A 12,574-nucleotide genomic window follows, 5' to 3' on the forward strand; every position below is an offset into this window, starting at 1 on the left:
GGCTCACAAACACCGACCTTTCACCCGGCGGGACGCAACCCCGCCCCCGCGTACGACGTCAGACGGGTCGGGATCGGTGACGGCGAGCGAGAGGGCAGGAGGGCCGATGCGCAAGCGCAGCGAGCGGTCGTTCGCCGTTCGGGCCGCCGTCGCCGCCGCCACGGCGGCCGTCCTCGCGGGCGCCTCGCTCGCCGCGTGCGATGCCACGGGCGACAACTCCCCCGGCCCTTCCGGCTCCCCGAGCTCCGCGAAACCGTCGCCCAAGCCCACTCCCACGTGGGACACGAAGCCCCGGTCGGTTGCCGCGGTGGGTGACTCGATCACACGTGGCTTCGACGCGTGCTCGGTGCTGTCGGACTGCCCCAAGGTGTCGTGGGCGACGGGGACGGACAGGTCGGTCAAGAGTCTGGCCGTGCGCCTGCTCGGTGAGAGCCGCGCCAAGACGCACAGTTGGAACCACGCGCGGACCGGGGCGCGGATGGCGGACCTCCCCGAGCAGATGAACCGGGCGGCGGCCCGCAAGCCGGATCTCGTGACGGTCATGGCCGGTTCGAACGACGCGTGCCGGCCCTCGGTCGCCGGAATGACGCCTGTCGCGGAGTTCCGGGCCGACTTCCAGGAGTCCCTGCGGCAGTTGCGGCAGACGGCGCCCAAGGCGCAGGTGTACGTGCTGAGCGTGCCGGACCTCAAGCGGCTCTGGTCGCAGGGGCGGGCGAATCCGGTGGGCAAGCAGGTGTGGAAGCTCGGCATCTGCGCGTCGATGCTGGCCGATCCGGACGACCTGAACTCCGCGGCCACCGCGCGGCGGGACTCCGTGCAGGCGCGCGTGGTGGCGTACAACGACGTGCTGCGCGAGGTCTGCGCGAAGGACAAGAAGTGCCGGTACGACGGCGGGGCCGTGTTCGGGTACAAGTTCGGGCAGGCGCAGTTGAGCGAGTGGGACTGGTTCCACCCGAGCATCGACGGGCAGGCCAGGCTCGCCGCGCTCGCGTACCGCGGGGTGACCGCGAGGTAGCCGGGGAGGAGGCCGGGCGTAAGGTCGCGATCATGAGCAGCGAACTCTTCGGCGCCCTGCCCGACTCCGACCGCACGCCCGTCCACCGCTGGACCCTGGAGCGGGACGGGGTGCGGGTACGCGTTCTGACGTACGGCGGGATCCTGCAGTCGGTGGAGGTGCCCGACCGGGACGGTGCCGTCGCGGACGTGGTGCTCGGGTTCGCCGACCTGGACGGGTATCTGAAGCACCCGGAGCCGTACCTGGGGGCGGTGGTCGGGCGGTACGCGAGCCGGATCGCCGGCGGCCGGTTCACGCTGGACGAGCGGATCCACCACCTCGCGCAGAACAACGGGCCGAACGCGCTGCACGGCGGCGAGCGCGGCTTCGACAAGCGGGTGTGGGACGCGCGGGCCCTCGGGGAGCACGGGGTGCGGCTGAGCCGGGTGTCTCCGCACGGCGAGGAGGGGTACCCCGGGCGGGTCGAGGTCTCGGTGACGTACGCACTGGAGGCGGGCGGTGTGCTGCGGATCGCGTACGAGGCCGTGACCGACGCGCCGACGCCGGTGAACCTGACCAATCACACGTACTGGAATCTCGGCGGGGCGCTCTCCGGGAGCGCGGTGGGCGGTCATGAGCTGCGGATCGACGGTGGGCGTGTGACGGCCGTCGACGAGGGGCTCATTCCGACCGGTGAGCTGGTGGACGTGACCGGGACGCGGTTCGACTTCCGGGAGAGCCGGAAGGTGGGGGCCGGGTACGACCACAACTATGTGCTCGACAAGGGGGTGAGCGGCGAGGCCGTGGAGGTGGCGGAGCTGCACGATCCGGCGTCGGGGCGGGTGCTGGGCGTTGCCACGACCGAGCCGGGTGTGCAGCTGTATACGGCGGACGGGTTCGACGAGTCGCTGCCGTTCGCCGCCGGCGATGGGGTGGCGTTGGAGACGCAGCACTTTCCGGACTCGCCGAACCGGGTGGAGTTTCCGTCGACCGTGGTGCGGCCGGGGGACGTGTATCGGTCGGAGACGGTGTACCGGTTCGGGATCCGGGGCTGACGTCTCGGGGCGCTGCCCCGGACCCCGCGGGCTCTCGTCCTAGAGCGGGCTCGATACGCGGGACCGCACCCGGGTGTCCGTGAGGGAGCGGCCCGCCGCCACCTCGTACGGGCCCGGTACGGAGGACCACGCGTGCGTCGTCTCGTCCCAGACCTCGAAGGCGCGGCGCGGTAGGTCGATCGTGGCCGACACGCTCTCGCCGGGCGCCGCCGTCACGTTTGCGAAGCCCGCGAGCCAGCGGGGCGGCCGCGTCTCGTCGGGCTCGGTCGGCGAGACGTACACCTGGACGACCTCGCGTCCGGTCCGCTCCCCCGTGTTGCGCACGCGGACCGTCGCCGTGGCGCCGTGGACCTCGATCGACTCGTACGTCCAGTCGGTGTAGCCGAGGCCGTGGCCGAAGGGGTAGGCGGGGGCCGTGCCCGCCCTGTCCCAGGCGCGGTAGCCGATGAAGACGCCCTCGCTGTACGGGAGTTCGCCGTCCACCGGTGTCACTTGGGTGACCGGGGCGTCGGCCAGTGGGCCCCATGTGGTGGGCAGGCGGCCGCCCGGTTCCTCGGCACCGGTGAGGACGTCGGCGAGGGCGGCGCCGCCCTCCTGGCCGGGGAACCACGACAGCAGCACCGCGGCCACGTCCTCGCGCCACGGCAGCTCCACCGGGGAGCCGGAGTTGACGACCACCACGGTGTTCGGGTTGGCGGCGGCGACCGCGCGGACGAGGTCGTCCTGGCGGCCCGGGAGCCGGAGGTCGGCGCGGTCGAAGCCCTCGGACTCCACGCGGTCCGTCGTGGCGACCACGACGACGGCGACCTCCGCGTCGCGCGCGGCGGCGACGGCCTCGGCGAGCAGCACGTCCTCGTCCCGGCGCGGGTCGAGGTGCACCAGGCTGAACAGCACGGCGGGCAGCGGCATGGCGAGGGACTTGTCGAGGGTGTGCAGGAGGGAGACCTCGACCGGGCGGCCCTCCGTCAGGGCAACCGTGCCGCGTTCGACGGGCGCGCCGAAGAACGCCTCGAAGGGGTCGGATTCCGCGCCCATGGCCTGGACGCCCTCGTACAGGACGGTGCCGTCGACGGTGAGGGTGAAGGCGCCGAGGCCGCGGGTGCCGAAGGCGTGGTCGCCGCTCTCGCGCGGGGTGAAGGTGCCCTTGATCTCGATGCTGTGCAGCGCCTCGTGGGTGACACCGGCCGGCAGGTCGGCGCCGAGCCACTGGACCTGGCCGTTGGGGAGCGTGCCCGCGCCGAGGACGGTGCCTTCGGCGTCGCGGCAGACGGCGCGGAGCGTGAACCCCTTGTCGGCGACGGCGAGTTCGTCGCTCGGGTCGGCGCCGACGCTGTAGGTCAGGGACGGAAGCGCGGCGCTCAGGCCGTCGAGCGGCGAGACGATCCGGGACGGGAAGACGGTGGCGGAGCCGCCGCCGAGGACGCGGGCGTCGCGCGCGGCTGCCCCGATGAGGGCGACCCGCGCGTCCGAACGCAGCGGCAGCACACCGGAGTTGCGGACGAGAACGAAGGCGCGGTGGGCCAGTTCGCGGGCCAGCGCCTCGCCGTCGATCTCCGCCGGAAGGTCCGTGACGGCGGGCTCGGCCCCCTCCAGCGCGCCGACCCGCGCCGCGAGCCGCAGCACATTGCGTACGGCCGCGTCGACCTCGGACTCGTCGACCTCGCCGGAGCGGACGGCCGCGACAAGCGCCGGTCCGTACACCGTCTGCGGGCCGGGCATCGCGACGTCCAGGCCGCCCTTGATGTCGCCAACGGTGGAGCGGGCGGCCATCCAGTCCGAGACGTTGAAGCCATCGAAGCCCCATTCGCCGCGCAGGATCTCGTTGACCAGGTAGCGGTGCTCGGTCATGGAGGTGCCGTTGACCGAGTTGTAGGCGGTCATGACGCCCCACGGGTGGGCGTTCCGTGTGATCGCCTCGAAGGGGGCCAAGTACAGCTCGCGCAGAGCCCGTTCGGAGACCAGGTTGTTCACCGTGAAGCGGTCCGTCTCGGCGTCGTTCGCCACGTAGTGCTTCATGGTGGTGCCGACGCCGCCGGACTGCACGCCCTGGACGTAGCCGGTGCCCATGAGCCCGGCGAGGTACGGGTCCTCGCTGTACGTCTCGAAGTGGCGGCCGCCGAGCGGTGAGCGGTGCAGGTTCACGGTCGGGGCAAGCAGCACGTGGACGCCCTTGCGGCGGGCCTCCTGGGCGAGCAGCGCACCCGCGCGACGCGCGAGCGAAGGGTCCCAGGTGGCGCCGAGCGCGGTCGGGGACGGCAGCGCGATCGACGGGTCGTCGGCGCTCCAGCGCACGCCGCGCACGCCGATGGGGCCGTCGGACATGACGAGGGACCTCAGGCCGATGTCCGGGACCGCGGGCAGCGACCACATGTCCTGGCCGGCGAGCATGCGGGCCTTGGTGTCCAGGTCGAGCTTGCCGAGCGCGGCCTCGACCACCGCCTCGCGGGCCCGCTCGGACCGTTCCCTGCCGTCGTCCGCCTGCTGCGCCATGCCGGCACCTCCTCGTAGAAGTCTGGCTCGTCGAAGTCTGGCTCGCCGAAGTCGGGCTCGTCGAAGTCCGGCTCGCCGAAGTCCGGGTGCCTCCATCCTGCACCCGCCACCTGTAGAGCGGTAGGTTTCGTTATCTTGTCGTTACCTAGAGGGTGAGGGGGTGCCATGACCGTGCCGTACGGTGACCGCATGAGCAGCACCAGGACCGCGAGGAGCCAGGAACGTCGGGCCGAGATCCTGCGGGCGGCGCTCGACGTCATCGCCGAGCGCGGATACCGGGGCGCGAGCCTCGCGGCGGTGGCCGAGCGCGTGGGGCTGACCCAGCAGGGGCTGCTGCACCACTTCCCCACCAAGGAGGCGCTGCTCGTCGCCGTCCTTGAGGAGCGCGACCAGTGGGACTCGGTGCCCAGCAGTCAGTGGCGGCTCGATCTGCTCGACACGCTGGTCGAGTACAACGCGATGCGGCCCGGGATCGTACAGACCTTCTCGGCGCTGCTCGGCGAATCGGTGACCGAGGGACATCCGGCGCGGGAGTTCTTCACCACGCGCTACACCGGCGTACGGGAGTCGATGGCCCAGGTGCTGCGCGCCGAGTACGGGGAGCGGCTGCCCGGCGGACTGACGCCCGAGCGGGCCGCGCCGCTGCTCGTCGCGGTGCTCGACGGCCTGCAGTACCAGTGGCTGCTCGACCCGGAGGCCGTGGACATGCCCGGCGCGGTGCGCGACTTCCTGGGACTGCTGGCCGCGGAAAGCTAGTTGGTCCAGCCCTGCGGGGCGCCGCCCGCCATCGTCGTGGGGGCCGCAGGGGCCTCCGTCTCGCCCTCCAGTTCGCGCACCATCAGCGTCGCGCCGGCGACCGCGCCCGGCATCAGGAACACCGCGACGAACGGGACCAGGAACGCGAGAGCGAGCGGCGTACCGAAGCCCCACGCGAGGCCGCGGCGCGAGCGCAACACGGCCAGACGCTCACGGACTTCGCGGTTCCGGCGCTGCCACGCCACCGACGTCAGCTCCTCCGTGAGGAAGTAGCCGGTGACGAAGAAGCCGATGACCGGGATCACGGTCTGCCCGATGAACGGGACGAAGCCGAGGGCGAAGAGGAGGATGCCCCACAGGGCGGCGCGCACGAGCAGCCGCAGGCTGTCGCGAGCGGAGATCCACAGTTCCCGCATGAGCGAGAGGCCGGACTCCGGCGCGTGGCCGCCGCTCTCGGAGCGGTCGACCTCCTCGGACAGCGACTCGTAGAAGGGCTGGCCGACCAGGAGGGTCACCGCGGTGAAGGTGAGCACCGCGAGGAGCAGGGCGAGGGCGAAGAGGACCGCCGTGAGGAAGCCGCGGAACAGGCCCTGCCAGGGGGACGTCCAGTCGTCGGCGAACGGCGTGGACCACGAGACGAAGTCGCCGCCCCAGACGCCGAGGCAGACCAGCGCCGCCGCGTACAGCACGAGGGTGATCAACCCCGGCAGCAGGCCCCAGCCGTACTGCTTTCCGTGCTGGGCAACCCAACGCTGCCCCTTCATCAAATAGCCGAAGCCCGCCCCGAGATCACGCATGGCGCAACCCTACGGGACGGGCCCGACCGCACATCAAGCTCAGACGGAGAGCGTGACCGTGATGTTGCCGCGGGTCGCCTTGGAGTACGGGCAGACCTGGTGGGCCTTCTCGACCAGGGACTTGGCGGTGGCCGCGTCCACGTTCGGGATGGCGGCGGAGATCTCGACGATGATGCCGAAGCCGTCGTCGTTCTTGCCGATGCCGACGTTGGCCGTGACGGTCGAGCCCGACACGTCCGCACCCTCCTGGCGGGCCACGACGGCGAGCGCGCCCTGGAAGCAGGCGCTGTAGCCGGCCGCGAAGAGCTGCTCGGGGTTGGTGCCCTCGCCGGAGCCGCCCTGCTCCTTGGGCGGGTTGACGACGAGGTCGAGCTTGCCGTCGCTGGTGGAGACGCGGCCGTCGCGGCCGTTCTCCGCGGTGGCGGTGGCGGTGTAGACGACGTCGGACTGCGTGATGGCCATGACCGGCTCCCTCGTTCGCGCGGGTGATTCTTTCGGTTAGCGGAACGAGGTTACCGAATCATGGAATCAACGGGTGTGGCCGGGGTCACTCAGGGAGTGATCAGAGCTTCGCGACCATCTTTCCGGTGTTGTCGCCGCGCAGTACCCCGAGGAACGCCTCCAGGTTGTTCTCGATGCCCTCGACGACCGTCTCGCGGTACTTCAGCTCGCCCGAGCGCACCCACGCGCCGACCTCCTGCACGAACTGCGGCTGCAGGTCGTAGTGGTCGCCGACGAGGAAGCCCTCGATGCGGCCGCGGGTCTGGATCAGGCGGGCGAGGTTGCGCGGGCCGGGGGCCGGCTCCGTGTTGTTGTAGACGGAGATCGCGCCGCAGATGGCGATGCGGCCGTCGCGGTTCAGGCGGCCGATGGCGGCCTCCAGGTGGTCACCGCCGACGTTGTCGAAGTAGGCGTCGACGCCGTCGGGAGCGGCCTCCTTGAGCAGCGTGTGCACGTCACCCGTCTTGTAGTTGAAGGCGGCGTCGAAGCCGTACTCCTCCAGGAGCAGCTTGACCTTCTCGTCGGAGCCGGCCGAGCCGATGACCCGCGAGGCACCCTTGAGCTTGGCGATCTGGCCGACCTGGCCGCCGACCGCGCCCGCCGCGCCGGACACGAAGACGCTGTCGCCCTCCTTGAAGTCCAGCGTGCGCAGCAGGCCCGCGTAGGCGGTGAGGCCCGTCATGCCGAGGACACCGAGGTACGTGGACAGCGGCGCGGCGTCCGGGTCGACCTTCACGGCCTGCTTCGCGTCGAACGTCGCGTACTCGCGCCAGCCGAAGAAGTGCAGCACGTGGTCACCGACGGACACACCCTCGTCGTTCGAGGCCAGGACGACGCCGACGGCGCCGGCCTGCATCGGCTTGCCCAGCTCGTACGGGGCGACGTAGGACTTCGCGGCGCTCATGCGACCGCGCATGTACGGGTCCACGGACACGTAGAGGTTCTTGACGAGGACCTGGCCGGGGCCCGGCTCGGCCACCGGGGCCTCGCGCAGCTCGAAGTCCTCGGGCTTCGGCCAGCCGACGGGGCGGCTGAGCAGGACCCACTCGCGGCCGGTGGCGGGGATCTGGGGGGTGTCGGCGGTCATGCGCTGATCCTTTGTCGAGGGGGCGGAAGCACGTGGGCCGAAGCATGCGAAAAATACTTCAGTACCTGAAACAACAATGCTCCTGAATATTTCAGGATGTCAAGCAACTGGGTACTCTGGTCCACATGGCCGCAACGAGTTCCCCCCGCACGGACCCCCTCACGCTCGAGGTCGTCGAGCTCATCGGGGAGATCGTGGCGCGCTACCACCAGGAGTACGAGGAGGCCGCCTCGCGGCACGGGCTGACCGGGGCGCAGGCGCGCGTGCTCGGCCTTCTGTCCATGGAGCCGCTGCCGATGCGGCAGGTGGCGACGCGGCTGAAGTGCGAGCCCTCGAACGTGACGGGGATCGTGGACCGCCTGGAGGCCCGCGGCCTCGTGGAGCGGCAGCCCTCCCCGGGCGACCGCCGGGTGAAGGTGGCCGCCGTCACCGCGGAGGGGCGGCGGATCGCGCGGACCCTGCGCGAGACGCTCGACTTCGCGCGGGAGCCCCTGTCAGGCCTTTCGCAGGAGGAGCGGGTGGCGTTCCGGGACATGCTGCGGCGGATGCTCGGCGCCGGCTGAGCCTGCCTCCGGGTCCACTCCAGCCCTACGTGCACCACCACAGGAACCGCTCGCACGTGGCCGACGGGTTCGGCTCGGCGGTGGGCGTGGCCGAGGACGAGCGGGAGGCAGAGGGCGCGGGACCGGAGCTCGCCGAGGAGCGGGGCTCGGACGTGGTCGGGGCGGGGCGGGTCGCCCGGTGCGTCGTCTCGGCGTCCGCCGGGCCCGAGGTCCGGGTGCGCTCCGGTCGCGGCGGCGTCGAGGCGGGGGCCGACGACGTGCGCGAGGCGCGGGAGGCGGGCGGGGTGGAGCGTTCGGCCGTGACCGACGGGGACACGGTGGCGGCGTCCCGCGTGGCGGTGGCGGACGTGTCGGGAGCCGCCTGGGTGCGGGAGCCGTCGTCCGCCGGCCCCTCGTTCAGCTGAGCGACGCCGAGGCCGACGCCGCCCGCGACGAGCGCGATGCCCGCCGTGGCGAGCAGGACGCGACCGCGTCGCCTGGAGCGCGCGGAGCGGCCCGTCGAGCGGTGCGCGCGGCGCCCGCCCCGCGTCCGGACCGGGGCGGCGTCCCGGCCCCGCCCCTCGTCGGCCGTCCCCTCCTGAGCGGCGACCCACTCCCCGTACGCGCGCACGGCGTCGGCCGGTGTGCCGCACCCCGGGCATGCCAGGGCGCCGTTGAGGTGTCTGCGGCAGGGCTGGCAGTAGTCGTCCATGACCAACGGAGGCTAGGCGCAGGGCCGGTGAGGGAAAAAGTCCGTGCTGTGAATCTTCTGCACGGAACGCGACCGCGGCCGACCGGCCGCCGACCGATGCGGACCGGCCCCCGGGCCTGCGAGAACCATTGACACCCCGGGGAGGCCGACTTACTGTCTCGCCAGCATTTCGAACGTGTGACGAAATTTCGAACAGCACAGGGGGCAACTGCCTTGCGGATCACGGGAATCAGCACGCACGTGGTCGGGACTCCGTGGCGGAACCTGACCTACGTACAGGTGCACACCGACGAAGGAGTCACCGGTGTCGGCGAGACCCGGATGCTGGGCCACACCGACGCGCTCATCGGTTACTTGCACGAGGCCCAGGCCAACCACATTGTCGGCTCCGACCCGTTCGCCGTCGAGGACCTCGTCCGCCGGATGAAGTACGGCGACTACGGCCGGGCCGGGGAGATCGTCATGTCCGGCATCGCCGTGATCGAGATGGCCTGCTGGGACATCAAGGGCAAGGCCCTCGGCGCGCCGGTCTGGCAGCTGCTCGGCGGCAAGGTGACCGACAAGGTCAAGGCGTACGCCAACGGCTGGTACACCACCGAGCGCACCCCGGAGGCGTACCACAAGGCCGCGCAGGCGGTGATGGAGCGCGGGTACAAGGCGCTGAAGATCGACCCGTTCGGCACCGGGCACTTCGAGCTGGACCACGAACAGTCCCTGTACGCCGTGTCGTTGATCGAGGCCGTGCGCGACGCCATCGGCCCGGACGCCGAGCTGATGCTGGAGATGCACGGGCGGTTCTCCCCCGCCACGGCGATCCGGCTCGCCCGCGACCTGGCGCCGTTCAACCCGGCGTGGCTGGAGGAGCCGGTGCCGCCGGAGAACCTCAAGGCGCTGGAGAAGGTGGCCGCGAAGGTGGACATGCCGGTGGCGACCGGCGAGCGGATCCACGACCGGATCGAGTTCCGGGAGCTGTTCGAGAGCCAGGCCGTCGACATCCTGCAGCCGGACGTGGGCCACATCGGCGGCATCTGGGAGACGCGGAAGCTGGCCGCCACGGCGGAGACCCACTACATGCTGGTGGCTCCGCACAATGTGGGCGGGCCCGTGCTCACCGCCGCCTCCCTCCAAGTCGGCTTCACCTCGCCCAACTTCAAGATCCTGGAGCACTTCAACGACTTCGCGGACGCCGAGATCAAGAAGGTCGTGAAGGGCGCGCCGCAGGTCGTCGACGGCTACTTCGAGCTGTCCCACGAGCCGGGCCTCGGCGTCGAGCTGGACGTCGACGCGGCGGCCGAGTTCCCGCAGCAGCAGGCCCGGTTCGACCTGTGGGCCGAGGGCTGGGAGAAGCGCGACCCGAAGGCCGCGTCGTGAGCTCCGCCGTCGTCGTCGAGGCACCGGGCAAGCACCAGGTCGTACCGCACGAGCCCGCCGCACCGGGCCCGGGCGAGGCGCGGGTGCGGGTGCACGCCGTGGGCATCTGCGGCAGCGACCGCGAGGTGTACCAGGGCAACCGGCCCGAGGGGTACGTGCGTTACCCGCTGACGCCCGGGCACGAGTGGTCCGGCGTCGTCGACGCGGTGGGCGACGGGGTGCCGGGCGGCCTTGTCGGGCGCAAGGCCGTCGGCGAGGGCTTCCGCAACTGCCAGGTGTGCGAGCGGTGCCACGCGGGTGAGACGACGCTGTGCACCGACGGCTACGAGGAGACCGGGTTCACTCAACCAGGCGCCATGGCCACGACGTTGGTGCTTCCCGCACGGCTGCTGCACGTGCTGCCCGACGACGCCGACCTCACCGCCGCCGCGCTGCTCGAACCGGCCGCGTGCATCGCCGCCGCCGCACTCAAGGCGCGGGCGCTGCCCGGTCAGCGGGTGGGCGTGGTCGGGACCGGGACGCTCGGGATGTTCGCCGTGCAGTTCCTCGCGGCTGCCTCGCCGGCGGAGCTGGTGGTGGTCGGCACGCGGAACGACCGGGCCGCTCTGGCGCGGCAGTTCGGCGGCACCGACTTCCGGCTGCGTACGGACGAGCTGCCGGACGACCTCGACGTCGTGATCGAGACGGCCGGGTCCGCGTCCGCGGCGCGTACGGCGGCGTCCTTGCTGCGGCGGGGCGGGCGGCTCGTGCTGACCGGGATCCCGGCGGCGGGGGCGGCGGAAGGGCTCGACCCGACGGATCTCGTGGTGCGGCAGCTGGACGTGCAGGCCGTGTTCGGGGCCGCGCCGGACGCGTGGGCGCATGCGGTGCGGATGTTCGGGGCGGGGTTGCTGGATCCGTTGCCGCTCGTCACGCACCAGGTGCCGTTGGAGCGGTTCGCCGAGGCCATCGAGTGGGTGGGGGCGGGTGACCCTGCGGTGGGGAAGGTGCTGTTGCGGCCTTAGCCGTGTGCGGCTGCGCCTGCGGCGGGCCTTCTTCCCCAATCCCGCCCCTTCCCGAAACGGCGCTTCGCGCCCCGTGGCCGAGGTCTCGGGGCTCCGCCCCGGACCCCGCGGGCTCTCGTACAAGAGCGGGGCTGGATTCATCCGAACCTCGTCCGAAACTTCGAACAACTGAAAAGGACCACCGTGACCGACACCCCCCGCCGCCCCGGCGAACCCGCGCTCTCCGAACTCGGGCTGAGCGCCCCCGACCGCTCCCCCGCCGACACCTCGCCGCACACCTTCCCCGACGGCGGCACCTGGCGCACCGAGATTCCCTCGGTCGAAGGGCCGGAGGCCCTCGCCACCGTGCTCAAGGAGTCCTCGCGGCTCGACGTGCCCATCCACCGGATCAGCCAGGGCAGCGGCATCTGGATGCTGCGGGACGCCGAGATCCAGGAGATGGTCGAGGCGACCGCCGAACGCGACATCGAGCTCTGCCTGTTCACCGGCCCGCGCGGCTCCTGGGACACCGGCGCCTCCGTGCGCACCGACTCGGGCGGCGCGGGGCTGCGGGCCCGTGGCCACGACGCCGTCGCCGGATGCGTCGAGGACGCCGTACGGGCGACGGAGCTGGGCGTGAAGTGCCTGCTCGTCGCCGACGAGGGCGTGCTGTGGACGCTGCACCGGGCGCGGGAGCAGGGCGTCGTCCCGGGCGACACCACCCTCAAGGTGTCCGCGCTCGTCGGGCCCGTGAACCCCGCCTCGTACGCCGTGTACGAGCGGCTCGGGGCCGACTCGCTGAACGTGCCGAGCGACCTCACGCTCGCGCACCTCACCGAGATCCGGCGGGTCTCCGCCGCTCCCATGGACATGTACGTCGAGGCGCCCGACGACCTCGGCGGCTATGTCCGGATGTACGAGATCGCCGAACTGGTGCGCCGCGGCGCCCCGTTGTACCTGAAGTTCGGCCTGGCCAAGGCCCCGGCCATCTACCCGTACGGGGCCCAGTTGCGCGATGTCACCCTCGACACCGCCCGCGAGCGGGTGCGCCGGGGCCGGCTCGCGCTCGATCTGCTGGAGCGGCACGGGGCAGGCGGCGGGATGTCGCCGCTGGGTTCGAGGCTGCCGGGAGCGCTGAGCCGGTTCGACACGGGCGAATAACGTTCCGGGCGCGCAACTTCCCAGAACTGGACAGGGCCGCGCAGAATCCAACGCATCTACACGCTCCATTCGGTCAACCCCAGCTCCGCGCAAGGGACTTCGCACCGCCCAGCACCACCGAGCTC

Annotated in this window: 12 protein-coding genes; 7 read left to right on the top strand and 5 right to left on the bottom strand. The window is 71.9% G+C overall.

What is annotated here, in order from left to right; translation table 11 throughout:
* Positions 1-106 precede the first annotated feature (106 nt).
* Together ACFV9W_RS08185 and ACFV9W_RS08190 are read left to right on the top strand one after the other, a co-directional pair.
* Positions 107-1,015: an SGNH/GDSL hydrolase family protein gene (locus ACFV9W_RS08185; RefSeq protein ID WP_385756784.1), complete on the top strand. Its 909-nt coding sequence runs from the start codon at positions 107-109 to the stop codon at positions 1,013-1,015.
* 32 nt (positions 1,016-1,047) lie between these two features.
* Positions 1,048-2,049, top strand: a complete 1,002-nt coding sequence (locus tag ACFV9W_RS08190; RefSeq protein WP_385756786.1) for an aldose epimerase family protein — start codon at positions 1,048-1,050, stop codon at positions 2,047-2,049.
* Between the two features lie 39 nt (positions 2,050-2,088).
* Here ACFV9W_RS08190 and ACFV9W_RS08195 read toward each other — a convergent pair whose 3' ends face one another.
* The gene (locus ACFV9W_RS08195) at positions 2,089-4,539 is read right to left on the bottom strand and encodes a beta-glucosidase (protein WP_385756788.1); all 2,451 of its coding nucleotides are present in this window, start codon (positions 4,537-4,539) and stop codon (positions 2,089-2,091) included.
* 171 nt (positions 4,540-4,710) lie between these two features.
* Between ACFV9W_RS08195 and ACFV9W_RS08200 the strand changes: the two genes are divergently transcribed.
* Positions 4,711-5,295, top strand: coding sequence for a TetR/AcrR family transcriptional regulator (locus ACFV9W_RS08200; RefSeq protein ID WP_385757063.1), 585 nt, complete (start codon positions 4,711-4,713; stop codon positions 5,293-5,295).
* Here the strand turns inward: ACFV9W_RS08200 and ACFV9W_RS08205 are convergent.
* The 3 genes from ACFV9W_RS08205 to ACFV9W_RS08215 all read right to left on the bottom strand — a co-directional run bounded on the left by ACFV9W_RS08205 (position 5,292) and on the right by ACFV9W_RS08215 (position 7,680).
* Complete coding sequence (locus ACFV9W_RS08205; RefSeq protein WP_385756790.1) at positions 5,292-6,092, bottom strand: EI24 domain-containing protein; 801 nt, start codon at positions 6,090-6,092, stop codon at positions 5,292-5,294. The genes ACFV9W_RS08200 and ACFV9W_RS08205 overlap by 4 nt on opposite strands.
* A gap of 39 nt (positions 6,093-6,131) precedes the next feature.
* On the bottom strand, positions 6,132-6,554 hold the full coding sequence (locus tag ACFV9W_RS08210; RefSeq protein ID WP_385756791.1) for an organic hydroperoxide resistance protein: 423 nt from the start codon (positions 6,552-6,554) through the stop codon (positions 6,132-6,134).
* 100 nt (positions 6,555-6,654) lie between these two features.
* The gene (locus ACFV9W_RS08215; RefSeq protein WP_385756793.1) at positions 6,655-7,680 is read right to left on the bottom strand and encodes an NADP-dependent oxidoreductase; all 1,026 of its coding nucleotides are present in this window, start codon (positions 7,678-7,680) and stop codon (positions 6,655-6,657) included.
* Between the two features lie 125 nt (positions 7,681-7,805).
* Here ACFV9W_RS08215 and ACFV9W_RS08220 point away from each other — a divergent pair, with 125 nt between their 5' ends.
* On the top strand, positions 7,806-8,243 hold the full coding sequence (locus ACFV9W_RS08220; RefSeq protein WP_385756795.1) for a MarR family winged helix-turn-helix transcriptional regulator: 438 nt from the start codon (positions 7,806-7,808) through the stop codon (positions 8,241-8,243).
* Positions 8,244-8,268: 25 nt separating this feature from the next.
* On the opposite strand, the gene ACFV9W_RS08225 is transcribed toward ACFV9W_RS08220, so the two are convergent.
* Positions 8,269-8,934, bottom strand: a complete 666-nt coding sequence (locus ACFV9W_RS08225) for a hypothetical protein (protein ID WP_385756797.1) — start codon at positions 8,932-8,934, stop codon at positions 8,269-8,271.
* 213 nt (positions 8,935-9,147) lie between these two features.
* Here ACFV9W_RS08225 and ACFV9W_RS08230 point away from each other — a divergent pair, with 213 nt between their 5' ends.
* From ACFV9W_RS08230 to ACFV9W_RS08240, 3 genes are all read left to right on the top strand, one after another.
* Complete coding sequence (locus tag ACFV9W_RS08230; RefSeq protein WP_385756798.1) at positions 9,148-10,305, top strand: mandelate racemase/muconate lactonizing enzyme family protein; 1,158 nt, start codon at positions 9,148-9,150, stop codon at positions 10,303-10,305.
* Complete coding sequence (locus tag ACFV9W_RS08235) at positions 10,302-11,309, top strand: zinc-binding dehydrogenase (RefSeq protein ID WP_385756800.1); 1,008 nt, start codon at positions 10,302-10,304, stop codon at positions 11,307-11,309. The genes ACFV9W_RS08230 and ACFV9W_RS08235 overlap by 4 nt, the downstream gene beginning before the upstream one ends.
* A gap of 183 nt (positions 11,310-11,492) precedes the next feature.
* Positions 11,493-12,449, top strand: a complete 957-nt coding sequence (locus tag ACFV9W_RS08240; protein WP_385756802.1) for a hypothetical protein — start codon at positions 11,493-11,495, stop codon at positions 12,447-12,449.
* The last annotated feature ends 125 nt before the right edge of the window (positions 12,450-12,574 follow it).

The organism is Streptomyces sp. NPDC059897 (assembly GCF_042730865.1).
Taxonomy (GTDB): domain Bacteria; phylum Actinomycetota; class Actinomycetes; order Streptomycetales; family Streptomycetaceae; genus Streptomyces.

Excerpts from the sequence above, each read along its gene's own strand:
- ACFV9W_RS08220 (WP_385756795.1), top strand. The coding sequence starts at position 7,806 with ATGGCCGCAACGAGTTCCCCCCGCACGGACCCCCTCACGCTCGAGGTC.
- ACFV9W_RS08225 (WP_385756797.1), bottom strand. The coding sequence starts at position 8,934 with ATGGACGACTACTGCCAGCCCTGCCGCAGACACCTCAACGGCGCCCTG.
- ACFV9W_RS08210 (WP_385756791.1), bottom strand. The coding sequence starts at position 6,554 with ATGGCCATCACGCAGTCCGACGTCGTCTACACCGCCACCGCCACCGCG.
- ACFV9W_RS08185 (WP_385756784.1), top strand. The coding sequence starts at position 107 with ATGCGCAAGCGCAGCGAGCGGTCGTTCGCCGTTCGGGCCGCCGTCGCC.
- ACFV9W_RS08205 (WP_385756790.1), bottom strand. The coding sequence starts at position 6,092 with ATGCGTGATCTCGGGGCGGGCTTCGGCTATTTGATGAAGGGGCAGCGT.
- ACFV9W_RS08190 (WP_385756786.1), top strand. The coding sequence starts at position 1,048 with ATGAGCAGCGAACTCTTCGGCGCCCTGCCCGACTCCGACCGCACGCCC.
- ACFV9W_RS08195 (WP_385756788.1), bottom strand. The coding sequence starts at position 4,539 with ATGGCGCAGCAGGCGGACGACGGCAGGGAACGGTCCGAGCGGGCCCGC.
- ACFV9W_RS08215 (WP_385756793.1), bottom strand. The coding sequence starts at position 7,680 with ATGACCGCCGACACCCCCCAGATCCCCGCCACCGGCCGCGAGTGGGTC.